27 protein-coding genes and 1 pseudogene are annotated in these 21,842 nt (G+C 61.0%); 20 read left to right on the plus strand and 8 right to left on the minus strand.

Going from position 1 to position 21,842, the window contains the following annotated elements:
* The first annotated feature begins 235 nt into the window (after positions 1 to 235).
* The 13 genes from IH615_RS21070 (at position 236) to IH615_RS21130 (ending at position 11,185) form a co-directional block, all read left to right on the plus strand.
* Positions 236 to 853, plus strand: a complete 618-nt coding sequence (locus tag IH615_RS21070) for an acyl-homoserine-lactone synthase (RefSeq protein ID WP_291365103.1) — start codon at positions 236 to 238, stop codon at positions 851 to 853.
* Positions 854 to 860: 7 nt separating this feature from the next.
* A complete protein-coding gene (gene trbB, locus IH615_RS21075; protein WP_291365104.1) occupies positions 861 to 1,835 on the plus strand; it encodes a P-type conjugative transfer ATPase TrbB in 975 nt (324 codons plus the stop codon).
* The gene (locus IH615_RS21080; RefSeq protein ID WP_291365105.1) at positions 1,825 to 2,181 is read left to right on the plus strand and encodes a TrbC/VirB2 family protein; all 357 of its coding nucleotides are present in this window, start codon (positions 1,825 to 1,827) and stop codon (positions 2,179 to 2,181) included. Before trbB ends, IH615_RS21080 begins: the two co-directional genes overlap by 11 nt.
* Entirely contained in the window at positions 2,182 to 2,481 is a 300-nt protein-coding gene (locus IH615_RS21085) for a conjugal transfer protein TrbD (protein ID WP_291365107.1), read from the plus strand. It abuts the gene before it with no gap.
* 10 nt (positions 2,482 to 2,491) lie between these two features.
* A complete protein-coding gene (locus IH615_RS21090) occupies positions 2,492 to 4,903 on the plus strand; it encodes a conjugal transfer protein TrbE (protein WP_291365108.1) in 2,412 nt (803 codons plus the stop codon).
* A gap of 1 nt (position 4,904) precedes the next feature.
* Positions 4,905 to 5,696 carry a P-type conjugative transfer protein TrbJ gene (trbJ, locus tag IH615_RS21095; protein WP_291365109.1) on the plus strand — a complete coding sequence of 264 codons (792 nt, stop codon included), beginning with the start codon at positions 4,905 to 4,907 and terminating at the stop codon, positions 5,694 to 5,696.
* A gap of 1 nt (position 5,697) precedes the next feature.
* Positions 5,698 to 5,895: a hypothetical protein gene (locus IH615_RS21100; RefSeq protein ID WP_291365110.1), complete on the plus strand. Its 198-nt coding sequence runs from the start codon at positions 5,698 to 5,700 to the stop codon at positions 5,893 to 5,895.
* A gap of 2 nt (positions 5,896 to 5,897) precedes the next feature.
* Positions 5,898 to 7,073, plus strand: a complete 1,176-nt coding sequence (trbL, locus tag IH615_RS21105; protein ID WP_291365111.1) for a P-type conjugative transfer protein TrbL — start codon at positions 5,898 to 5,900, stop codon at positions 7,071 to 7,073.
* 27 nt (positions 7,074 to 7,100) lie between these two features.
* Entirely contained in the window at positions 7,101 to 7,763 is a 663-nt protein-coding gene (gene trbF / locus IH615_RS21110) for a conjugal transfer protein TrbF (RefSeq protein ID WP_291365112.1), read from the plus strand.
* Entirely contained in the window at positions 7,760 to 8,599 is an 840-nt protein-coding gene (gene trbG, locus IH615_RS21115) for a P-type conjugative transfer protein TrbG (protein WP_291365113.1), read from the plus strand. Before trbF ends, trbG begins: the two co-directional genes overlap by 4 nt.
* Before the next feature lies 1 nt (position 8,600).
* The gene (trbH, locus tag IH615_RS21120) at positions 8,601 to 9,065 is read left to right on the plus strand and encodes a conjugal transfer protein TrbH (RefSeq protein ID WP_291365114.1); all 465 of its coding nucleotides are present in this window, start codon (positions 8,601 to 8,603) and stop codon (positions 9,063 to 9,065) included.
* Positions 9,066 to 9,074: 9 nt separating this feature from the next.
* Positions 9,075 to 10,370, plus strand: a complete 1,296-nt coding sequence (trbI, locus tag IH615_RS21125; RefSeq protein WP_291365115.1) for an IncP-type conjugal transfer protein TrbI — start codon at positions 9,075 to 9,077, stop codon at positions 10,368 to 10,370.
* A gap of 107 nt (positions 10,371 to 10,477) precedes the next feature.
* Positions 10,478 to 11,185, plus strand: a complete 708-nt coding sequence (locus tag IH615_RS21130; RefSeq protein ID WP_291365116.1) for a LuxR family transcriptional regulator — start codon at positions 10,478 to 10,480, stop codon at positions 11,183 to 11,185.
* Between the two features lie 10 nt (positions 11,186 to 11,195).
* Here IH615_RS21130 and IH615_RS21135 read toward each other — a convergent pair whose 3' ends face one another.
* From IH615_RS21135 to IH615_RS21155, 5 genes are all read right to left on the minus strand, one after another.
* Positions 11,196 to 11,498, minus strand: a complete 303-nt coding sequence (locus IH615_RS21135; RefSeq protein WP_291365117.1) for a transcriptional repressor TraM — start codon at positions 11,496 to 11,498, stop codon at positions 11,196 to 11,198.
* A 1,088-nt stretch (positions 11,499 to 12,586) separates the two neighbouring features.
* A complete protein-coding gene (locus IH615_RS21140; RefSeq protein WP_291365118.1) occupies positions 12,587 to 12,880 on the minus strand; it encodes a heavy metal-associated domain-containing protein in 294 nt (97 codons plus the stop codon).
* Positions 12,877 to 13,359, minus strand: coding sequence for a L,D-transpeptidase family protein (locus tag IH615_RS21145; RefSeq protein WP_291365120.1), 483 nt, complete (start codon positions 13,357 to 13,359; stop codon positions 12,877 to 12,879). The genes IH615_RS21140 and IH615_RS21145 overlap by 4 nt, the downstream gene beginning before the upstream one ends.
* 74 nt (positions 13,360 to 13,433) lie before the next feature.
* Positions 13,434 to 13,604 carry a hypothetical protein gene (locus IH615_RS21150; RefSeq protein ID WP_291365121.1) on the minus strand — a complete coding sequence of 57 codons (171 nt, stop codon included), beginning with the start codon at positions 13,602 to 13,604 and terminating at the stop codon, positions 13,434 to 13,436.
* A 406-nt stretch (positions 13,605 to 14,010) separates the two neighbouring features.
* Positions 14,011 to 14,607, minus strand: coding sequence for a cation transporter (locus IH615_RS21155; RefSeq protein WP_291365123.1), 597 nt, complete (start codon positions 14,605 to 14,607; stop codon positions 14,011 to 14,013).
* Positions 14,608 to 14,668: 61 nt separating this feature from the next.
* On the opposite strand from IH615_RS21155, the gene IH615_RS21160 reads away from it, so the two are divergent.
* The 6 genes and pseudogenes from IH615_RS21160 (at position 14,669) to IH615_RS21185 (ending at position 18,545) form a co-directional block, all read left to right on the plus strand.
* Positions 14,669 to 15,229, plus strand: coding sequence for a Chromate resistance protein ChrB (locus IH615_RS21160; RefSeq protein WP_291365125.1), 561 nt, complete (start codon positions 14,669 to 14,671; stop codon positions 15,227 to 15,229).
* A 41-nt stretch (positions 15,230 to 15,270) separates the two neighbouring features.
* A pseudogene (locus IH615_RS21165) lies at positions 15,271 to 16,022 on the plus strand (hypothetical protein).
* Between the two features lie 6 nt (positions 16,023 to 16,028).
* Positions 16,029 to 16,229, plus strand: coding sequence for a hypothetical protein (locus IH615_RS21170; RefSeq protein ID WP_291365128.1), 201 nt, complete (start codon positions 16,029 to 16,031; stop codon positions 16,227 to 16,229).
* Between the two features lie 67 nt (positions 16,230 to 16,296).
* The gene (locus IH615_RS21175; protein WP_291365130.1) at positions 16,297 to 16,848 is read left to right on the plus strand and encodes a tyrosine-protein phosphatase; all 552 of its coding nucleotides are present in this window, start codon (positions 16,297 to 16,299) and stop codon (positions 16,846 to 16,848) included.
* A gap of 102 nt (positions 16,849 to 16,950) precedes the next feature.
* Positions 16,951 to 17,217 (plus strand): metal-sensing transcriptional repressor, encoded by a 267-nt coding sequence (locus IH615_RS21180; protein WP_291365132.1) that lies wholly within the window; start codon positions 16,951 to 16,953, stop codon positions 17,215 to 17,217.
* A gap of 8 nt (positions 17,218 to 17,225) precedes the next feature.
* Positions 17,226 to 18,545: a cation diffusion facilitator family transporter gene (locus tag IH615_RS21185; protein ID WP_291365134.1), complete on the plus strand. Its 1,320-nt coding sequence runs from the start codon at positions 17,226 to 17,228 to the stop codon at positions 18,543 to 18,545.
* An 82-nt stretch (positions 18,546 to 18,627) separates the two neighbouring features.
* Here IH615_RS21185 and IH615_RS21190 read toward each other — a convergent pair whose 3' ends face one another.
* Positions 18,628 to 19,212 (minus strand): DUF930 domain-containing protein, encoded by a 585-nt coding sequence (locus IH615_RS21190; RefSeq protein ID WP_291365136.1) that lies wholly within the window; start codon positions 19,210 to 19,212, stop codon positions 18,628 to 18,630.
* 748 nt (positions 19,213 to 19,960) lie between these two features.
* Positions 19,961 to 20,278 carry a VOC family protein gene (locus IH615_RS21195; protein WP_291365138.1) on the minus strand — a complete coding sequence of 106 codons (318 nt, stop codon included), beginning with the start codon at positions 20,276 to 20,278 and terminating at the stop codon, positions 19,961 to 19,963.
* Between the two features lie 128 nt (positions 20,279 to 20,406).
* Between IH615_RS21195 and IH615_RS21200 the strand changes: the two genes are divergently transcribed.
* Positions 20,407 to 20,532: a hypothetical protein gene (locus tag IH615_RS21200; protein WP_291365140.1), complete on the plus strand. Its 126-nt coding sequence runs from the start codon at positions 20,407 to 20,409 to the stop codon at positions 20,530 to 20,532.
* Positions 20,533 to 20,650: 118 nt separating this feature from the next.
* Here IH615_RS21200 and IH615_RS21205 read toward each other — a convergent pair whose 3' ends face one another.
* Positions 20,651 to 21,535, minus strand: coding sequence for a hypothetical protein (locus IH615_RS21205; protein ID WP_291365142.1), 885 nt, complete (start codon positions 21,533 to 21,535; stop codon positions 20,651 to 20,653).
* Between the last annotated feature and the right edge of the window lie 307 nt (positions 21,536 to 21,842).

Consider the following 21,842-nt stretch of genomic DNA (forward strand, 5'->3'; position numbering starts at 1 on the left):
ACCTTGATCTGCACCGCTTTATCCAAAATGTATGGACGCGCCGTCCAGCCGTGGGCTGTGAAGGTAGACACTCCAACTCATATGGCTGTCGGAGCTCCGACTCAGATCATCAGCAACTGCGACCTCATGAACATATGCGCTGGCCGACAACCACGCCTCCTATCGGATTTGATAGGGTGCGGCAGGCCATGCGCTGTGGTGCTTTGCGAACAGGCAATCAACGCAAGGCAGGACGATGGAAGTCATCGCTATTGGTCCACAAGACTTCTCCCGTGACCCTTTGCTGGTCGATCAGATGCACCGTCTTAGGGCTCGTGTTTTCAAGGAACGCATGGGGTGGGATGTCACCGTCACCGATGGACAGGAATTCGATCAGTTCGATGAGCTGAACCCAACCAGCATCCTAGTTGTCGATCGCGGTGTGGTAGTTGGCCATACTCGGGTCTTGCCGGCGATAGGTCCGACGATGCTGTCGGAAACCTTTAGTTTTCTGGCCTCCAACGGCGCCTTTGCCCCGCACTCGCGAATGTTGGAAACGTCGCGGTTCTGCGTCGATACTTCAACAGCGCGCTTGACCCCCGACGGCATCCACCTTGCCACCATGATATTGATAGCCGGCATCCTCGAATGGGCAGACCTTGGAGGCTATTCCGAGATCGTTACCGTCACTGACGTGCGGCTAGAGCGTATTTTGCGTCGGGTCGGGCTGCCGCTGCGCCGCTTGGGCGAGCCTACGCGCATTGGGAACACCTTGGCCTTAGCCGGCATCATCGACGTTGATACTGGGAGCATTCAACGGGTCCGACCGCGCCAATACAAACCCACCTTCACCAAGCTCACTCAAGCGGCCTAGTCTTCCCATGAGCCATAGTCACTCATCAGCGGATCGCCTTGTGCGAAAGCTTCAGGATGCGCTTGGACCGATCATTCGGACCGCTCTGGATGAGCCAGGGGTGGTCGAGATCATGCTCAATCCCGACGGCAAGCTGTTTATCGAGCGGATAGGGCAGGGGATTACCCTGGCGGGCGATCTCGACGCGCAGTCGGCAGAAACTATTATCGGCATCGTCGCCCACGCGCTTCAGACCGAAGCTGACCAGGATCGCCCGATCATTTCAGGTGAGCTGCCAATCGGCGGCCATCGCTTCGAAGGTCTGTTGCCGCCGATCGTTGCCGAGCCATCGTTCTCGATCCGCAAGCGGGCGTCGATGCTGATCCCACTCGCCGCCTACGTCCGCGAGGCAATCATGACCGCAGAGCAAGCCGAAATTATCTGCAATGCCGTGGAAGCGCGCATGAACATCGTCATCGCCGGTGGCACGGGCAGCGGGAAGACCACTCTCGCCAATGCGATCATCACCGAGGTGGTGAATGCCGTACCTGAGCATCGTGTCGTGATCCTGGAGGACACCGCGGAAATCCAGTGCTCAGCCCAGAACGCCGTGCTGCTCCACACCTCCGACGCCGCGGACATGGCACGGCTTCTGAAATCCACCATGCGTTTGCGCCCGGATCGCATCATTGTGGGCGAGGTCCGGGACGGCGCGGCGCTTACGCTGCTCAAGGCCTGGAACACTGGCCATCCCGGTGGTGTCGCCACCATTCACGCCAATAGCGCGCGTTCGGCGCTGACGCGGCTGGAACAGCTTGTTGCCGAGGTCAGCCAGATGCCGATGCGCGAGGTCATCGGCGAGGCGGTCGACCTGATTGTTGCGATCGAGCGCACGCCGAATGGCCGGCGGGTCTCCGACATCCTGCATATCGAGGGATTTCGGAACGGCGCCTACCAAATCGAAAGTCATTCATCGAACAAGGAGCGGCTCAATGTCGCCTAGAGTTTTGCGGCTTGCAGCTGGCACAGTCCTTCTTGCGTGCCTGTGCGCGCAGCCGGCCTTAGCGAGCGGGGGAGGGGGCCTGCCCTGGGAAGGGCCGCTGCAACAAATCCAGGAATCCATCACCGGTCCGGTCGCTGCCGCGATCGCGCTGGCGGCCGTGGCAATTGCCGGCGGCATGCTGATCTTCGGCGGCGAGCTGAACGATTTTGCCCGACGCCTTGTCTATGTGGTGCTCGTCGCCGGGATTCTGCTCGGCGCCACCCAAATTGTCGCCCTGTTTGGTTCAAGCGGCGCGTCGATCGGCGACACAGCCGACGTTCGTTCGTCTTTTGTTCAGGACACCTGAATGGCTGAGATCGGTAGTCGCCTTCAGCGTGTCCGGCTTCACCGGGCTCTGTCTCGACCGAACATGCTTTTCGGTGCCGATCGTGAGCTCGTCCTCGTAACAGGATTGGCAGCCGTCATCCTCATCTTCGTGGTCCTGACACCAATCTCCGCCGTCTTCGGCTTCGCGATCTGGATTGTCGTCGTTGGCCTGCTGCGGATGATGGGCAAGGCCGATCCTCTGATGCGCAAGGTCTACCTGCGGCACATCCGTTACCGCCAAGTGTATCGACCGACCGCGTCGCCCTGGCGCAGGTACTAGGGGTACCCCCATGGTCTCTCTCAAGCAATTTCGGCAAACCGGCCCGAGCTTCTCCGACCTGCTGCCCTATGCGGGGTTGGTCGATAATGGCGTCCTGCTGCTCAAGGACGGCTCGCTGATGGCAGGCTGGTATTTCGCGGGGCCCGACAGCGAGAGCGCCACCGACATCGAGCGCAATGAAATCTCCCGTCAGATCAATGCCATTCTGGCACGGCTTGGCTCCGGCTGGATGATCCAGGTCGAGGCATTGCGAATACCAGCAACGGCCTATGCCAAAGCGGACCAGTCACATTTTCCCGATCCGATCAGCGCGATGATTGACGAGGAACGCCGCACACGGTTTGAGACTGCCGACGGGCATTTCGACAGCCAACACGCCATTATCCTGACCTATCGCGAGCCTGAGCGCCGGAAGTCTGGTCTGACCCGGTACATCTATTCGGACGCCGAATCTCGAACCGAACGGTTTGCCGATGCCGCGCTGGCCGCCTTCAAGACGGCCATACGCGAGTTCGAGCAGTATATGGCCAATGTCGTTTCCATACGTCGGATGGTCACGCAGGAGGCTTCAGAACGCGGCGGCACGCGGATCGCCCAATATGATGAGCTGCTGCAATTCGTGCGGTTTTGCCTCGTTGGCGAGAGCCATCCTGTACGCTTGCCGGACGTCCCCATGTACCTCGATTTCCTGGTGTCGGCCGAGTTTCACCACGGCCTGACGCCGGTGATCGACAGTCGCCATCTGGCAGTCGTCGCCATTGATGGCTTCCCAGCTGAGAGCTGGCCAGGAATTCTCAACGTCCTAGACGCCATGCCTCTGAGTTACCGCTGGTCGAGCCGCTTCATGTTTCTCGATCCGGTCGACGCGCGGCAAAAACTCGAACGCACCCGCAAGAAGTGGCTGCAAAAGGTCCGGCCGTTCATGGACCAGCTGTTTCAAACACGGTCCAACAGTATCGATCAGGACGCCGCCCTTATGGTGGCGGAAACTGAGGATGCGATTGCCGAGGCCAACTCGCAGCTGGTGGCCTATGGCTACTACACACCCGTCATCGTCCTGTTTAGCGACGACGCTCAGCAACTGCGAACGCAGGCCGAAGCAATCCGGCGCCTCGTGCAATCGGAAGGTTTCGCAGCAAGGATTGAGACCCTCAATGCCACTGAGGCATTTCTCGGCAGCTTGCCGGGCAACTGGTACGCCAACATCCGCGAGCCTTTGATCAATACAAGAAGCCTAGCCGACCTCATCCCGCTCAATACGGTTTGGGCGGGGAGCGCGGTATGTCCATGCCCCTTCTATCCGGTGGGTTCGCCTCCTTTGATGCAGGTCGCCAGTGGTTCAACGCCGTTCCGGCTGAACCTGCATTTCGGCGACGTTGGGCATACCCTGATCTTCGGCCCGACTGGTTCCGGCAAGTCTACTTTGCTGGCGCTGATCGCTGCCCAGTTTCGCCGGTATCAGGCCGCCCAGCTCTTCGCCTTCGACAAAGGGCGCTCGATGCTACCGCTGACCCTCGCCGTAGGTGGGGATCACTATGACGTCGGGGCAGGGGAGGGGCTGACATTCTGCCCCCTGTCGGCGCTCGACGATGCTGGCGATCGCGCCTGGGCAGCCGAATGGCTTGAAACGCTGATTGCTCTGCAGGGTGTCAAGATTACGCCTGATCATCGCAACGCGATTTCTCGCCAACTTGGCCTCATGGCCCAGACGGAGCGCCGCTCACTGTCCGACTTCGTCTCCGGGGTACAGCTGCGCGAGATCAAAGATGCATTGCTGCACTATACGGTCGACGGCCCGATGGGCCATTTGCTCGACGCGGAGCAGGACGGCTTGACGCTCTCGAGCTTCCAGACATTTGAAATTGAGGCGCTCATGAACATGGGAGAGCGTAACCTCGTACCCGTTCTGCTCTACCTGTTCAGGCGGATCGAAAAGCGCCTCATGGGTGCGCCGAGCCTTATCATCCTCGATGAGGCCTGGTTGATGCTGGGGCACCCGGTGTTCCGCGATAAAATCCGTGAATGGCTGAAGGTCCTGCGCAAAGCCAACTGCGCCGTGGTGCTGGCCACGCAGTCGATTTCAGACGCTGAACGATCCGGCATTATCGACGTGCTCAAAGAGTCTTGTCCCACCAAGATCTGCCTGCCCAACGGGGCAGCCCGCGAGCCGGGCACCCGCGAATTCTATGAACGCATCGGCTTCAACGATCGGCAGATCGAGATCGTCGCCGGCGCTATGCCCAAGCGGGAATACTACGTGGTCTCGCCCGACGGCCGGCGCTTATTCGATATGGCGCTCGGGCCGGTGACGCTGAGTTTCGTGGGCGCAAGCGGCAAGGACGATCTTGGGCGTATCACCGCTTTACATCACCAGTTTGGAGATGAGTGGCCAACTCGCTGGCTTTCAGAACGAGGGATCTAGAATGCGCATCAACCGTCCAGTTAGCCTCGCCTTCGGTCTTTGCATCAGCATTGCCAGCGCAATGCCGGCTCAAGCCGCGGGACAGCTCGTCGGCGCCACGGAATTCACCCAAATTCTCAACAATGCTGAGCTCGTTGGCCTTGCGGGGCAGTCCGGTATCCAGATCGACAATCAGGTGACCCAGATCGCGCACCAGGTCGAGCAGATTCAAAACCAGCTGCGGATTTACGAAAACATGCTGCAGAACACGCTCAAGCTGCCCGACCAGGTTTGGGGTCAGGTTGAAGACGACCTTGCGCAACTCCAATCGATCGTAGGGCAGGGGGAGGGCATCGCCTTCTCAATGGGCAACGTCGATGATGTCCTCAAACAGCGTTTCCAGAGCTACAGCGACTTTCTGGAAGACCCGCTCAATGGCGCGGATTTCTCATCAGCATATCAGAGCTGGTCCGAGACCAATCGCGACACGATCGCAGGGACGCTAAGAGCCGCCAACCTGACCGCCGAACAGTTCTCTTCCGAGGAGGGGACGATGGAGCAATTGCGGTCAATGTCGGGGACCTCCGTGGGCCAGATGCAGGCGCTGCAGGTCGGTCACCAGATTGCCGCGCAACAGGTCGCCCAGATGCAGAAGCTGCGCGGCCTTGTTTCTCAGCAGATGACCATGATGGGCACCTGGTACCAGTCCGAGCAAACGCTGCGCGACAATGCGCAGGCCGAGAACGAGCTCTTTTTTGGTGGGGATAGCGGCGTCAGGGTCGGAAACGAAACACCTTTCGCTCCGGAGTGGTGAGATGAAGGCATCAATCATTGTGGGCGTGTTTGTGTGTGCCGCTCTGTCTCTAACCATTGTTGGAATTGCGCTTTGGACTTCGGCGGCCCAGCCGATGACCGACACCCTCATTACGCCTGCCGCCGATGAGGAAAATCCCTTCACCCGCGGCTCGGACACCGTGGTCGGCAATGAAACCCCCTTTAGACCGGAGTGGTGAGGATGAATTCTGCCCCGCTCCGAGCCCTGGCGGTCTTGAGTATTTTCCTTTTTGCGACGCAGGCCTTTGGTCAGACAGACAACGTCGTCGAAACCGTTCAGCAGTCCATCACTACCCAGGCTCGAAACTGGGAAACGGTGCTCATGCAGCACGCCACCAGCCTGTTCTGGATCTTGGCCGCTATCGAGGTCGGCATTGCGGCCGTTTGGCTGGCAATACAAGGCAGCACACTCGAAAGCTTCTTTTCCGAGCTGGTGCGCCGCATCCTGTTCATCGGCTTCTTTCTGTTTGTCCTGACGAACGGCCCGGACCTGGCGAAAGCCGTTGTCAGCAGCCTGTTTCAGATTGGCTCTGGCTCTGGTGACGTTTCGCCCGCCGCCGTCTTCGATGCAGGAATCGACGTCGCGAACCGCATGACGCAACAATTGGCATGGTGGAATCCAGGCGACTTCGGCAAGAACGTCATCGTCGGCGTTTGCGCTTTGGCGGTGATCGCAGCCTTTGGCCTGGTCGCCGCTATCCTGCTCGCCGTCATCCTCGAAATGTATGTCGGCTTACTCGCCGGCATGATCCTGCTTGGCTTCGGGGGCTCTTCGTACACCAAAGATTTTGCCATCAAATACCTGATCTACGCCTTCTCTGTCGGCATGAAGATCATGGTGCTGGTGATGGTCGCAGCCATTGGCGCCCGTACTTTGATCGATGTGGCGGCCGCTCCTGACATTGACCAGAGCTTCATTGGTCCTGCGTCGATCGCGGGGCTCGCCATCGTCATCGCCTACGTTTCGATGCTGCTGCCGCCCATGATTTCTGGCGTCATTCAGGGGGTCTCCGTCACCAGCGGAATGGAAGCGGCCAGACCCACGATGAACGGGTACCAGTTTGGCGCTGGCGTCGCCGCAATGGGGGCGACGGCCATCGGCGCCGGCGGGAGAGCGGCCGCTGGCGCATTTGAGAAAGGCGGGTTCACTGGGGCTACCGCAGCGGGAACGGCCGCCACGGCATCCACCGCCGTTCGAGGGCTGGCCGCTACCGCCTCGGCCATCAAGGACCAGGCGATTGGGGGACCGGGCAGTTTCGGCACCACAACCATGGGACTGGCCAATGCCAAGTTGGCCGCCAGCGACGCGCGTGGGCCTAAACCCGCTTCTTCCGGCCCAAAATCCGGCAAGCCGTAAAGCAGCCGGGAGCATCGGGAAATTCTCATGACCAAACAAATACCACCAGACAACCCGTATCTGGCCGCCCGCCTTGAGTGGAACGAGCGCTATGGCGGTTTCGTCAAAGCAGCGAACACCTGGCGCGTGGTGGCGATGGTTTCACTGACCATGGCGCTGATCGGAACGAGCTACGCGCTCTACCAAAGCACGCAGGTCAAACTGGTGCCCTACATCGTCGAGGTTGACCGCCTGGGAACGCCAGCTTCCGCAGGATTTCCTGCGCAGATCGACTACGCCGATCCCCGGGTTGTTCGCGCTATGCTGGGTGGTTTCGTGACCAGCTTCAAGTCAATCACGCCCGACGCAGTGGTGCAGAAGCAATACATCGACCGCACCTATGCCCTGCTGCGGACGACCGACCCTTCCACTGAGAAGGTCAACGCCTGGTTTCGGGGCGCGAACCCGTTTGAAAAGGCCAGAACGGCCACCGTCTCGATCGAGATCAACAATGTGGTCGCGCTTTCAAACCAGTCCTATCAGATCGACTGGACCGAATTCGAACGCGATCGGCAAGGCAAGGAACTGGCAACCCGCCGCTTCCGGGGCATCGCCACGGTAACGCTTTCCCCGCCCCTCGACGAAGCCACGATCCGCCTCAATCCCATCGGGCTCTACGTCCGCGACTTCGATTGGACAGCCCAGCTATGACGAAATGTCGATATTCTATTTCGAGCCGATCAGTGCGCGCCACGTTGGTGCTGGCCGCCACCCTGTGCAGCCTCGGCAGTGTCTCCGCGCAAGAGATGAGCGCCAACGAGGCGAAAGGCACCTATCTTTCCGGCGAGTGGCAGGAAGGGCAGGGGGTGGTAACGCGCGGGCCCGACGGCAAGGTGGTCTTCCTTTTCGGCGAAGTCCAACCGTCGGTCGTTTGCTCGCCCTTGCAGGTCTGCGACATTGAACTGCAGGCTGGTGAAGTCGTCCGTGACGTGCTTGTCGGCGATAGCGTCCGCTGGAAGGTGGATCCCGCGACCTCGGGGGCTGCCGGCGCTCAAGCGGTCCACCTCATCGTCAAACCATCTGAAGCCGGCATTGAAACGTCAATGGTGGTGACCACCTCGCGTCGAACCTACCACGTGCAATTGCGCTCCCATGCCACGGAATACATGGCCCGGATCGGCTTTGAGTATCCCGACGACGTCGCCGCCAAGCTTGGCGAAATCAACGCCCGGATGGAAGCCGGCGTCATCGACGGGGCAGGGGTGCCGGCCGAGAACCTGGACTTCGGTTTCAGCATTGAGGGGGCTGCGCGCTGGAAGCCCACCCGCATCTACACCGATGGCCTCAAAACCTACATCCAGTTCCCTTCGGCTCTAGCGGGCGGCGATGCGCCGGTCTTGTTTGTCATTTCCGGTGGTGAAAATCGCATCGTCAACTACCGGCTGCAGAACAACATGATGGTTGTCGACTATCTGGTCGACCACGCGGTGCTGGTCTCGGGCGTTGGCCGCGAACAACAGAAAATCACCATCAGGCGGGGTGGCTAGAATGAACATCCGGATCGGTTCAGCACTTCGGGTGCTCGGCTTCTTAGCTGCAACTCTGCCGCTGGCCGGCTGCCAAACCTTTGGTATTGGTGGATCCTCTTCCCAGATTGCGAGCATCGACAATGCGGAGGTTTCGCCCGAAGCCGCCGGCGTCATAGCTGAGGATCTGGTGGGTAATTTGGCAGAAGTGGTCGGACCAGGGACCGGCACGGTCGTTCTGAAGCCGGACGACTCGGCCTTTGCGGTCGCTTTGGAAAAGTCTCTTCGAGCGTGGGGCTATGCCGTCGCCATCGATCAAAAGGTGGACGATACCTCGGCAATCCCGGTTGCTTTCATAATCGACAGCTTCGAAGGCAGCGTCCTGGCACGGCTCTCTACCGCCACCGTCGATCTTGGGCGCGCCTATGCCCTGACCGAAACGGGAGCCATGCCAACAAGTCCTCTCTCGGTCCTGCAGCGCGCATAGGAGGCACTTGTGGCTTCACTCGATATTTCTCCAGGGCCTCGATTGAGCGATGACGCGCCGAAAATCCGGCGCATCAACCGCTTGCCGGTCTACTTGGCTATTGCCTTGGCGGTCATTTTCCTCGTCGTCATCGTCTATGGCATTTCGACACGCGGAGTTTTTGGACCCGCTAGCACCAACTTGGATGACGCCAACGGCCTGCCGGCAGGCGGCTTTGGCGACAGATTAAAAGAGGGTGTGCCCGACGGCATCATCGAAGCGCCGCGATCTGAACCGATACGGATACAGCCTGCACCCGCGGCTCCTGCCCCGGTCGCCAACCCCTTTCAACCCACGCCGGCAAGGGATCCTCTTACGACGCCGAGTGGCCCGGTCGTTGGACCTGAAGAGGACTGGAAGGCAGAGTTGCAACGGGAGCAGGAAGAGCAGTTGCTGCGTGAACTGCATCGTCAACGCATGGCCAGCGTTCAGGCCAATCAAGCCGCCTTCGACTCGCCAACGGCCATAAACCTTGGTGCGTTGAACGACGCGCCGCCGGACGCTGGTGCAATCCAGACCGGGACAGGCAGGCCTGATCTTGCCAGTCTCTACGCTGCCGCAATGGCTGGCAGAGGTGAGGCGCAGAATGCCGATCCCAACGGTCAGGACGCCAAGGATGCCTTCTTCAATCAGGATCTGAAGGATCTCGGCTACCTGCCCAACCAGGTGATGGCACCAATATCGCCTTTCGAGCTCAAGCGCGGCTCAGTCATTCCGGCAACGTTGATCACGGGCATAAATTCCGACCTCCCCGGGCGCATCATCGCCCAGGTGAGCCAGCACGTGTTCGACAGTGCGACGGGCCACCACCTTCTCATTCCGCAGGGTACGAGGCTCTTTGGCCGCTATGACTCGAAGGTCACTTTTGGGCAGCGACGGGCCCTCGTCATTTGGACAGACATTGTCTTTCCGGACGGCGCGACCCTACAGATCGGTGGCATGGCCGGTACAGATGCGCAAGGTTTTGGCGGCTTTTCCGATCAGGTCGATAACCACTACTTCGAGGTATTCGGATCCGCGATCCTCATTGCGGCGATTGGGACAGGCATCGACATGGCTCTACCCGATGACCAGGGCTCGGCCGATAACAGCGCCACCGACGCCGCACGGCGATCATTTGCGGAAACCTTCAGCGAGGTCGCCGACCGCACGATTGGACAGAATATGGAGGTCCAGCCGACCCTGGAGATCCGACCCGGGTACATCTTCAATGTGCTGGTGGACCAGGATTTGGTGTTCCCGAAGGCATTCGGAAAGTTGAACTAACATGTCAGAATATAATGCCCGCAATGCGAAAAACACGACGCATCAATACCTTGACGCCGCGGAAAGATTTTGTTTTTGCTCCTACGGCAAACGGAGCACCGTGAAGCATGGGCATCCCAAACTGGTTCGGCGACTTCATCCAAGCGGTCGAAGTTGCACAGAAGCGCGAAGATTTCTTGGCGGCGCTCCAGGTATTATCGGGTGAACTGGGTTTTGAGTGGTGTGCCTATCTCGATGCCTATGGGACCGATGTTCGTGGGATCTCGGACTATCCCGATAAGTGGGTGGCCCACTATCTGAGTCAGGATCTGTCGATCATTGACCCGGTGGTCAGAACGGCCAAGGAACTGGGCAAACCGTTCGCTTGGTCGGTCGATCAGATGCCAATCCGCGTGTCCCAGGTTCAATCGTCCTTCATGGGTGACGCCGCAGACTTTGGCATCCGCTCAGGGATCAGCATCCCCATCCCATCCGGTTACCGGCACACCGCAATGTTGACTCTTGCCTCTTCGAGCTTGGCGCCCGACAGCCGAGACATCACAGAGTTCGATGTCACGCGTGACGCCGCAATCTACTTGCACGCCTTTGCCAAGATCCGCGCGGCGCTACTCGATGGCCCCGACTTCAAACTAAGTCCGCAGGAAGCCAAGGTTCTGGCATGGTGCAAACGCGGATTCTGCGCGGCGGACATTGCCGAACTGATGGGGCTTAAGGAGCCCAGCGTGCGGTTTCACATGCAGGGGGCGCGTCGCAAGCTTGGCGCCAACAACATTCAACAAGCGATCGGCACCGCCACGGACCACGGCTTGATCTAGCCCGCTTATCTCAATGAAAATTGTCGGGGTCGATCCTCGGAACGTAGCCCAGTTGTTGGACAAGCGTGGCGAGCAGCGTTTCTTGTCTCTCCAGTTTTGCCGCTGCCGAATCATAGGCAGCATGCGCTCGTGCCAACCGGGAGGAGCTTTCCGGCACCAGCCGAGAAAGGCGGTCCAGTTGGTCAAAACGGCGTTGAGCAACGCGGAGATAGCAACGATAGGTCAGCATCGCGGCCAGCGTATCGTGCTCGAGCAGTGGGACACTGGCTTCGGCCGGCGCAATTCCGGTACCAAAAATCGGATCGAGGGGCATCGCGTCACTAGGAGTTGGTCCGCGGTACGCCCCCGCAAACATCCTCTAACCCATGATCGGGGAGTTGGAAAATCGATCCAGTCGATTCCTGTGACCTTTAGCACCGGGGCACCTGGACATACGTCACAGGCTCCCCGACCGCATGGTCAAAGGATTGTGGCGCCCTGTCGGCAGGCACCAACCGCTGGATTGAGGTTTCCACACCCCGGGACCGCGCGTACGGCCTTGCTTCCTGATTAGCATAGGGCGATGGCCCACGCTACAATTTGGATCAGCGCTTCTGTTTTAGAAAGTCAACGTCGGCTGGTTTTCTTGCGCTCCCAACTTCGCAAGTCTGTGGGGTCCCCGGAAGCGATGCGGGTCAACTGATGACCGGCAGAAACGCGCCCCATATCTGCCGTTCGAGCAGGCATTTGGATTTCCCGAACGCGGCCGGTCTGGTTAGAGCCTCGCCCGAGTCAATTTGACGGCGGACAGTTCGCTGTACCGCCCGAAAAGCGCCGGCCGAAACCGCATCCACTCTGCCGCCATTGTTGAATGCGCCACGGAGGCGGGCTGATATTTGAAGTGAGGCTTCCGTGCAGGCCTGTATCGCCGCTCGAAGCACGTCGACGTTGGAGCCCGTTCGGCGCGAGGCCGTGGCGCCTGTAGCAGCGCAGATGTGTGTGCAGTCCAGATTCAGGCGAATGCATTGCGTCAGGTCCTTGACCATCTCCTCGGCTAGGCAGGCATCCGCGCAGACGTTGCAGGTCAGGGAACAGGCGTAGCATTCTTCGATGCAGCGCAGGAGCGCCTCCGAGGCATTGCCAGGACATGCCCGACCTGGTGGTGACGGTTCGGGGCTCGGCGAAATGTGCACCGCATCTTCAATCCGCGTCCCGGAGCCTTCGGCGACCTAGCCGCTTCGCTCGATGCTATGATCAGCGGGACTATTCGGAAGCGTGAGCGAGCTTCTGATTGAAAAGGCCATGCCAAGCAAACACGAAACGTCATTCTCCAGGAAGACTACAGCATGATGCAGATCTCCAGCCCGGTGCACCTCGACTCCTCTGCAGCGGCGCAGAAGAGCCTCGTCAACGACGGTTTCTTCAGCTGCTATTGTCTACGGGTCGCCGCGAATTGACCCGGCATGGACAGCCCGACCTGGGGGCGGCGTCATATTTCATTTCCTCGTCGACCCCGAAGCCGAGCAGGCGCACCCGGCTTGCAATGGCCGCAAGGTCAAACCCCGGCCCGGGACGCACCGTCATGGTCATCAAGGAAAGGGAGACACCAACGTATTCCACCCCATCCATGGGCATCACGGCGTTCTCAATCGCCGCAACGCAGTCGACGCAGCCCATCCCGGTGATGGCAAAGGTAAGCTTCTCCGCCCGGGTCATGCCTCGAAGGTCACTTTGCCGGCCATGTCGAACTCATAGACATCGTCACGGAAGCTGACCACGCCATTGCGGTTCGCCCAGGCGGAAATGTAGGTGGTGTGGATTTCGGGTGGATTGCTCACGTCCACGTCCTTGCGCTCTCCGGTCGTGAACACGGTTTGGATCTCCGTAGGGCCCCAGTCGCCGTTGTCGCGCAGCACCCAGGCGACGAAGTCCTGCACCTGGTCCACACGCACGCAGCCGGAGGAATAAAAGCGGGCGTTGTCGCCGAACAGGCCTTTGGTCGGCGTGTCGTGGAGATAAACTGCGTGGGGGTTGTGGAAGTTGACCTTCACGTTGCCCATCGAGTTCAGCGGACCCGGATCCTGACGGAAGCTGCAATTCACCGCCTCCTCGGTCTGCCAATTGATCTGGCTGGGCTGCAACTCGTTGCCGCTGCCGTCGAAAATCCGGATCTTCTGCTCCGTCAGGTATGGCATTCATGACCATCACCAGTTCCTGCCAGCGGGCATTCACCGGCAGACCGGCCGGTGCTTAACCCGCTACCGAGGGGCTAACGCTGCGTGTTGGGACCGCTTTCGGCGTCGTCCTGCTCGGCCTGCACGCTTCCCTCCTCGACCCATCGGCCCAAGGTCAGCTTCGCTGCGGTATCCGGGGGCAGACCTCCGGCCGCCATGCTGATGGAAGCACCGCGCCCCATGATGGCGACAAGTCCACCTTTCATGAAGTATGTCGCCCGGTAACGCCGTCGCCCGCAGGTTACCTGTACTTCGCCGTTAATCAATGCCGACCATCCGGGCACCCCCATACGGATTCTGGCCCCGGGCGAACGCCAGGGCAAGCCCTGATGACGCGGGAGGCGACCCTCCGGGTGAGGAATGTTCCGGCGCCGTCCTAACAGGAGCATCGTGGGGACGCCGATGCACCACGTGCGCAAGGCGGCGAAACAACGGTGGCTCTTGAGGCTTCCTGATGAATGAGCGGGTGGCCGTCGATGCGACGGTCAGATCCGCTTACGAGGCTGGCAAGCCGGATGGTCCCGGTCGCTCGCGCCATCGCCAGGGCTTACCGCGGCATCGTTCCCTGACAAGCGACGTCGCGGGCGGCTGGTTCGATCCTCTCGCCTGCGGTTAGGCCGCGGCATCGCGTTCTTCCCGCGCCGCCCGCCAAACATCGCGGGCCGCGTCGACATTCATGGCCGCGATCCCCACGCCAACGATGACATCAGGCCATACGGAAAAGGTGAAGGCAGTGACGACGCCCGCGGCGATGATCGCCACGTTGGCGGTGGCGTCGTTGCGGGCTGAGAGAAACGCGGCGCGGGTCAGGCTGCCGCTATGGGTTCGGAACCGAACGAGAAGGAAGGCGCAGGAGACGTTGACGGCAAGCGCGCCGACACCGGTCAGGGACAGCGCGAACGGCTCGGGAGGCATTGACGTGGTGAGCTTGCTCCAGAGGGCCCAAGCGGTACCCAGTGCCGGAAGGAGCAGGATGATCGCGAGCGTCATTCCCATGCGCGCCCGTGCCCTTGGCGCCCAGGTCAGGGCTACCATGATCAGGAGGTTGACCGATGTATCCTCCAGGAAATCGATGCTGTCGGCGAAAAGTGAAACCGAGCCTATGGTGGTCGCCACCGCGAATTCGATGCCGAAATATCCCAGGTTCAAAAGCGCCACTATCAAGACAGTTCGGCGCAACGCCCCCGTCATCCGCTCCACCTCGGCCATCCAAGCCCTCCGAACGTTCGCACACTTGAGTTGTAACGACAGTTACATTAACGTACCACCCATGGCTACAGATCTTTGGTATCTCCTTACCTACAAGGTTCCCGCAGAACCCAACCGGCGCCGCGTCGCGCTATGGCGCAGGTTGAAGGGCTTGGGCGCCGTCTACCTGCAAGGGGGTACATGCCTGCTGCCCAAAACCGACGACCACTTGCGGGCCCTCAAAGTGATCGAGAACGAGATCGCCGAAATGGGCGGCGACGCCGTACTGCTTGAGTCCTCGCCCCTCGACGTGACACAGAGCGAGAAGGTCGTGGCGCGCTTTAGGGCGGAGCGGAACGAACAATACGAGGAACTCGTCGACAAGTGCACCGACTTCGAGGCAGAGATCGCCAAGGAGATCGCGTCCGACCATTTCACGTATGCCGAGGTCGAGGAGAACGATGAAGACCTCAAGAAACTCAAAACCTGGTACGCCAAGATCAAGGCGCTCGATTTCTACGAGGCCCCGCTGGCCCCGGAGGCTCTTTCCCGGATCGCCGACTGCGAGGCCCTCCTCGACAACTACGCCCACCAGGTTTTTGCCCGCCAGGACGAGAACCGCAGTCCGAGGGATGAGGTTTGAGGAATGACCTTGACGTCGTGCAAAGAGCGCCGGGTGCATCCATGATCGGTTGGGCTACTGCGGCACCAGCGGTATCCGCCGCATTTCTGGGGTCCCTCGTCGAGGTTGTCGAGGCCTTTACGATCGTGCTGGCCGTAGGCACCATCCGCGGCTGGCGTCCGGCCCTCGCCGGCACCGCGGCAGGCCTGGTTCTATTGGCGGTCATCGTCTTGGCACTGGGCCCCGTGCTTGATCGCGTCCCGCTGCAGGCGCTGCAGCTGGTCATCGGGGTGCTGCTGCTCCTCTTCGGCCTGCGCTGGCTCCGCAAGGCCATGCTGCGTTCGGCCGGTGTCATCCCCTTCACGACGAGACTGCCGCCTATGCGAGCAAGGCCGCCGCCCTGTCCGTGGACCCCGGCCGTGTCGGGGATCACTTGGACTGGATAGCGGCTCTGGTGGCGTTCAAGGCCGTCGTGCTGGAAGGGCTCGGAGTGGTCTTCATCGTCATCGCGGTGGGCGCCGTACGGGGGCTCCTCGTACCGGCCGGTCTCGGCGCCTTGGCCGCTTGCTGTCTTGTCCTGGCGATTGGGTTCATCATCCACAAACCCCTGTCTCGGGTACCGGAAAACACCCTCAAGTACGGCGTCGGTGTCATGCTCTCCGCCTTCGGGCTGTTTTGGATGGGTGAGGGGCTCGGAGTGGACTGGCCGGGCCATGACCTCGCAATTCCTGTGTTCGCGGCGGCGTTCCTTCTCGTAGGGGTGGCCACGACGCGGTTGGTTCGTCCCACCGAGGCCAGGAGGCCCGCGCCATGAAACTCCTTGCGCTCGTTTTTCGCCGAGTTCGTCGGCATGTTCATCGACGACGAGTTCCTCGCCGTCGCACTGCTCGCTGTCGTGGGGTTCGCCGCCGCTCTGGCATTCGTCGTTCGCGCCCCAGCCTTCCTGGTGGGGGTCGCGCTGCTCGCGGGCTGCGTGACCGTTCTCGTGGTCAGTGCCGTCAAGGGGATCCGGCGTGGATAACATGCCTGCCCTACGCCCGACCGGCGCGGGAGGGAAGGGGCTGCGGTCGCTAATTCGGAGCGGGGCAATGGCCCTCCTCGTTTCGGGAATCGTACTGCCAGGCGGCGCCGGTGCATGGGCGGCCTATCTGCAGGCGACGGGCAATATCCATGAGGTGGTCCCCGGCCTGTTGTTCCGATCGAACCAGCTTCGTGCTGCACAGCTGCAAACGTTGCTGCAGGACGAGGGTATTCGCACGGTGATCAACCTGCGCGGCGGCTCCCGGCAAGATGACTGGTATCGCGAGGAAGCCGATGTCGTGGCTGGGGCGGGCGCCCGCCTTGTCGACATTCCCATTGCGGACGACAAGGAACCCGACATTACGAGCATCACCCGTCTCTTGGCGGCTCTACGCACTTCGCCGACACCTGTCCTGATACACTGCAAAGCCGGCGCCGACCGTACGGGCCTCGCCGCCGCGTTGTATCTGCTCGAGGTCGCCGGGCTTCCCCCCGACGTCGCAGCGCGACACCTTTCGTTCGCATACGGGCACTTCCCGTGGCTCGGGAGCCAGACCGGCGCAATGGACCGAGCATTCTGGGGCCTCGTTGACCAATCTTCGGGCTCAACCGGGTCCTGAAAAATCGGGGCTGCGCCTAGCAAACCATGTCCGGTCGTCATGGGATCGTCCACCGTCGCAATACAACTTGCAGTATCCCCTCCTAGGGGATAGGAAGACATCATGAGTCATGTCAACGATCCCGAAATACACAAGCGGTTGCGCCGCGCCGAGGGGCACCTGTCTACCGTCGTGAAGATGGTGGCCGAAGGCAGGGACGGGCTCGCCATCGTTCAGCAGATGCAGGCGGTGATCGGTGCGCTCGAAAAAGCCAAGCAGCTCGTCATCATCGATCACATCGACCATCACCTCGGCGGCGACGACGAGGGCCTGACGCCGAAGATGCGTGAGAAACTCGCGGTGTTCCGCGAGATCACCAAATACCTTTGAGGATACCAATGCTTCGTTCCGTCCTATCGTGGTTCGGCTTTGGCCCCGCCCACCCCTCCACGACACACGGCCATTCTCACGGAGAAGGGGAGGCCGGGCACACGCACGGGCTCATCGACGCCAGCATCCCGACGACGTCGCAGGGCATATCCGCAATCAAATGGTCCTTCGTCATCCTCGCGGTGACTGCAGTCCTGCAACTCGTCGTGGTCTATTACTCCTCGAGCGTGGCGCTGCTCGCTGATACCATCCACAACTTGGGGGATGCCACGACCGCGATTCCGCTCTGGATCGCCTTTGTCCTCGCCCGCAGGAAACCTTCCAAGACCTTCACCTATGGTCTGGGCCGGGTGGAAGACCTGGCCGGGATACTCATCGTCCTCATCATCCTGGCAAGCGCCATCGTCGCCGGCTACGCCGCCATCGACAGGCTGCTCAACCCCCAGCCGGTGACGCAACTCGGTTGGCTGGTCGCCGCCGGCATTGTCGGGTTCGTCGGGAATGAGGCCGTGGCCGTGCTGCGCATTCGCGTCGGCCGGCGCATCAACAGCGCAGCACTGATCGCCGACGGGTATCACGCGCGCACGGATGGCCTCACCAGCCTCGCGGTGGTCGCAGGCGCGATCGGCGTCTGGCTCGGCTTCCCTCTCGCGGATCCCGTGATCGGCCTGCTCATCACCGTCGCCATCTTCGGCATCGTCTGGCAGTCGGCGCGCGCCGTTCTCACCAGGATGTTGGACGGCGTGGAACCAGCCACCATTGCCGAGGTCCATCATGCGACGGCCCATGTCGAAGGAATCGACAAGGTGGCCCGCGTCAGGGGACGGTGGATCGGCCACCGCCTGCATCTGAACATCGACTTGGCCCTTCGTGACGGGCTTCTTCTCGGAGCAGCCAACAGCATCGCCGACGAACTCAGACAAGAGCTGGCCGAACACATCCCAGGGTTGGAGGAGACCATCGTGTCGTTTGTTTCGCCCAATGCGGGCGCGGACCATGCGCCTCACCACGCTCCGAAGCCGTTCCGCGTGGACGGGAAGCTCGCCGGCGGTCTACTCGAGATCGTCGATACGCCGGACGGCGAACGTATGCGACTCCGACTGTCCCGCCATGCAACGGATCTATCGGCTGAGGTAGCCATAGAACGCGCCAACGGTGCGAAGGAGGTCTTGGCGCTCAAGCCCGCTGCACTCGACCACCACATCATGGAAAGCACCGTCCCTCCCGCCGAACCGCACGAATTCCAAGCCCGGCTGCTGCTGGCATCCGGATCGGAAGTCGAGGAATTGTCCTTCGTCATGGCCGAACCGGCCGGACATATCCACTAGCAATCGTAACAGCCGGACCTCACCGTCATTGCCGCGACGGGCGATATTTGTGGCTGGCTGGGCATACTCGAAACTGAGGGTGCTAGTCGTCGTCGAAATCTTCCGGGATCAGTTCGTGCCCTTCCCAAAGGTCCCGGGGCACCTGGTCGCCGAGGCGGAACTTGAACTCCCTGACGCTCTCGAGGTCCGACTCCGGCGTGCACTCGAACGAGACGTAGTACCAACCGCGATTTGCCCGATAGGCTCCCAAAGGCGCAACCAGCTTTCCGTCAGTGATCTGCGTCTCCTCGAACGCCGAGGTATCCAGGGAGTCGGGGAAACCCTTGTCCCTCGAAAGCCTGATCTGCTCCAGCGCCTCGATACTGCATAGCTGTACTATCCGTTCGTCGGGCGTTAGCAATGGCAGCGTGTCCCGGACCTGAGTGTTCGCGGGATTACGAAGCAGTTCTCCTGCGTAGAGCGCCGTGGCGCTGGTCAGCCCCTGCACCTCCGGCTCGGGCCCTCCAGGAGGTGGTGTCTGGGGTTTCACAACCGCCGGCCGGGGGGCGAGCGCCGGCGGCCGGACCGGGGCTAGGTCGCCCGCTCCCGCCGGGATAGCAGGCGGCGCTGCCGCCTCTGGCAAGACACGATCGGTTACGGTCTTCGGGACCGAGGAGACGATCTCCACTTGAATGACACGTGGCGGCGGCGCTTCCGGGGCTGCTTCCGGCGGCAATACCAATAGTAACGCCAGGAAGAGCAGATGGCCCCCTAGCGATACCGCCAGTCCAGTGCCCGCCTGAGCCGGAAGTCTGCCGGACCAACCGACCATTGCCGAACCCATCTGACACACTCGTGGTGGGGCAGCCACGTTGCCCCGGCGGGGAACAGTCCGTCACCGGCACCTTACCGAAGTCGTGCGGATGTTGTTGCCGTTGTCTCTAAGACCTTGTCGGAAACAAGTCACGCCCGGGCTTGCCCTCAACCCCTCCGAGTCGGTAAAGCCAGGAATGGTGCTACAGACGTGCGACAACGGGGAGGATGATCTTGGAAAAGCGGGTGACGGTTCGCATCGACGCCTCCCTTTCCGACGCGTTGGGGCGTTCATGGTCAGCGGAGTGGCGCCTATGGTCTCCAGGCAGGATACCGTTAGGTTCATAATGCGGGATTGGCTATCCTCGCGGGGATATACGCCGCTGGCCGACCAGGCAAACGCGTTAAACGGCTCTGCTTCGATGGACTGCACCGCTTCGGAGATCGAATGACCGCTGTCGGCCGTCTTGCCGGGGCCACCGACTCTCCGCTCGCAGGGCATGAAGAGTGCTGAAAGAGGCTTGCCCTCCTCCAAGGAAGAGGCCGTCGAAATGCAACCAGCGCTCATTTACGGTGGTCAAGCCACGTTGCGGTTGTGGTCGTTGACCTCGATCCAATAGCCGTCAGGATCTGCAAGGTAGATCTGGTGGAATCCGTCGGGTCGACCAGTGACTTCTCCCTTTGGCCTTCAACTCGGCGACGAAGCCGTCGAAGTCGTCGACGCACAGGGCGAAGTGGGTCTGCTTCTTGAGCCGCGTGTCACCGAAGTCACCCTCGGTGATGTGGAGCGAGGTGATGTCAGCTATGCCGAACCAGCGGATATTGCGCTTCTCAGTGCCGTTATGAATCGGCACGAGGCCCAACACCTCGGTATAGAATTTCGAGCTGGGTTCGAGGCTGCGGACCATTAGGGAGACGTGGTCGAGCGTCATGTTTGGCATGGGAAGTCCTCCGCTGCCCAGAACGTGGCACGAATTTGCCAAGCGTGGAAGCAGCGGTTCTCGGGGCGACGGTGCTGAGCGGCCCTGCCAAAGCGAAACCTGAAGACGATGGCGATGGGTGCGCCAACTTGATCATCGCCGACGACGATCCGGGGTCCGATCCAAACGCGGTGAAATCGAGCATGGGCAGTCGGCTTATCAGCGCCATGGTGCAGCAACTGGGCGGCACGTTTTCCTACGCAAGTTCGGGGTAGCGGTTTTGAACGTTCAGCATAATCTTGGCCCGGTGGCAGATTAGTAGGCCAAGCCCGGGCGATGAAACTGCATTCGGGCAATACCCATCCCTTTCGCTGAACTTGAGATTTAGCCCGTTCACGGTGACTGGGCAAGCATGACCGTCAATGCGCTCGCCCGATCCGGCGGCAGCTGGGCCATGATGGGTGCCATCTTCCGGGTCGAAACGAGCTTGACGAGCGTAACCAGGGTATCGTCGGGAAGGCCGGCCATAACCGCTGCAGCGTCCTTGGGTTTCATAGTCTCGAACAACTTTGCCAGCCGGGCAATCTCCTCTGCCTTCTTGGCGGTGTCCGCGTCCAAGGCCGCCCCCAACTCATTGGCAGTGGCCTCAAGCAAGGCGGCCCGTTCCTCCAACCTCACCTCGGCGGCTCGCAACAGATCCTCCTGCAACATGAGGGTTGCTTCCTGTATGTCGAGGTCCGAGCGCCGCTCCTTCAGCCGTGTGAGCAGCAGCGCCTCGGTGGTAGATATGCCATCGACGGGTGCCGTGAGCTGGGACCCGTCTGCGTGGGTGACCAAGGCATCCACCATGGAGACACATTCGGGCTCGGCATCCCCACCAATGCCGTTCGGCGTGTCGTCGGCCGCCGCTTGTTCCACGGATGCACTGGTCGTAGGGGCATCTTCTGCGCCTTCGACCTCCAGCGCTGAGGTGATGTCGATGACGCAGCCAGCAGCGGATGACGCCACGTGCGTCGACGCATCGACTTCTGCCGCCACTTCTCCCTCGGCACTCGTCCGCGTATCGGTACCCCCATTATCGCTCGGAGAGATCTCGGCACCAAGCGTTGGTGAGACATCGATCAATGTCGGGTCTGCATCGGGCAGGGTTGGGTCGGCCGCGAGTTCGAACCCTTCGACCGCGTCGCTGGTTGCCCCGACTTCGGCTATCGCGGGGAAGACCTGGACGAGGACGAGTGCGGCTATGCCCAGACGAGCCATGTGGCGGGGAATTCTCATCCGTCGATCCTGGTCCTACAACGGCCATCTGCCATGCGGACTGGAGCATGCTCCGCGCCGCCTTAATCGGGCGACAATGTACATGCCAAACTTTGCGTGAATCTTCCGACTCACCGGTCCTCTAAGCCCGGATTAGCCGTGTTCGCGCGATCCGGAAAATACCGTTTGCCTCTTTTGGCGCGCCTCGAACCGGAAGGGCGAACTGACCGTCCGTCATTCGGGCATCCGCCGCTGGATGCGAAACGATGGCAGCAAAGATTTCCGAGGGCAACAGTGAGCGTCGAACCCACGGCGTATGGCGAGTCTG

The sequence above is a fragment of the Devosia sp. genome (genome assembly GCF_014860165.1).
GTDB lineage: Bacteria > Pseudomonadota > Alphaproteobacteria > Rhizobiales > Devosiaceae > Devosia.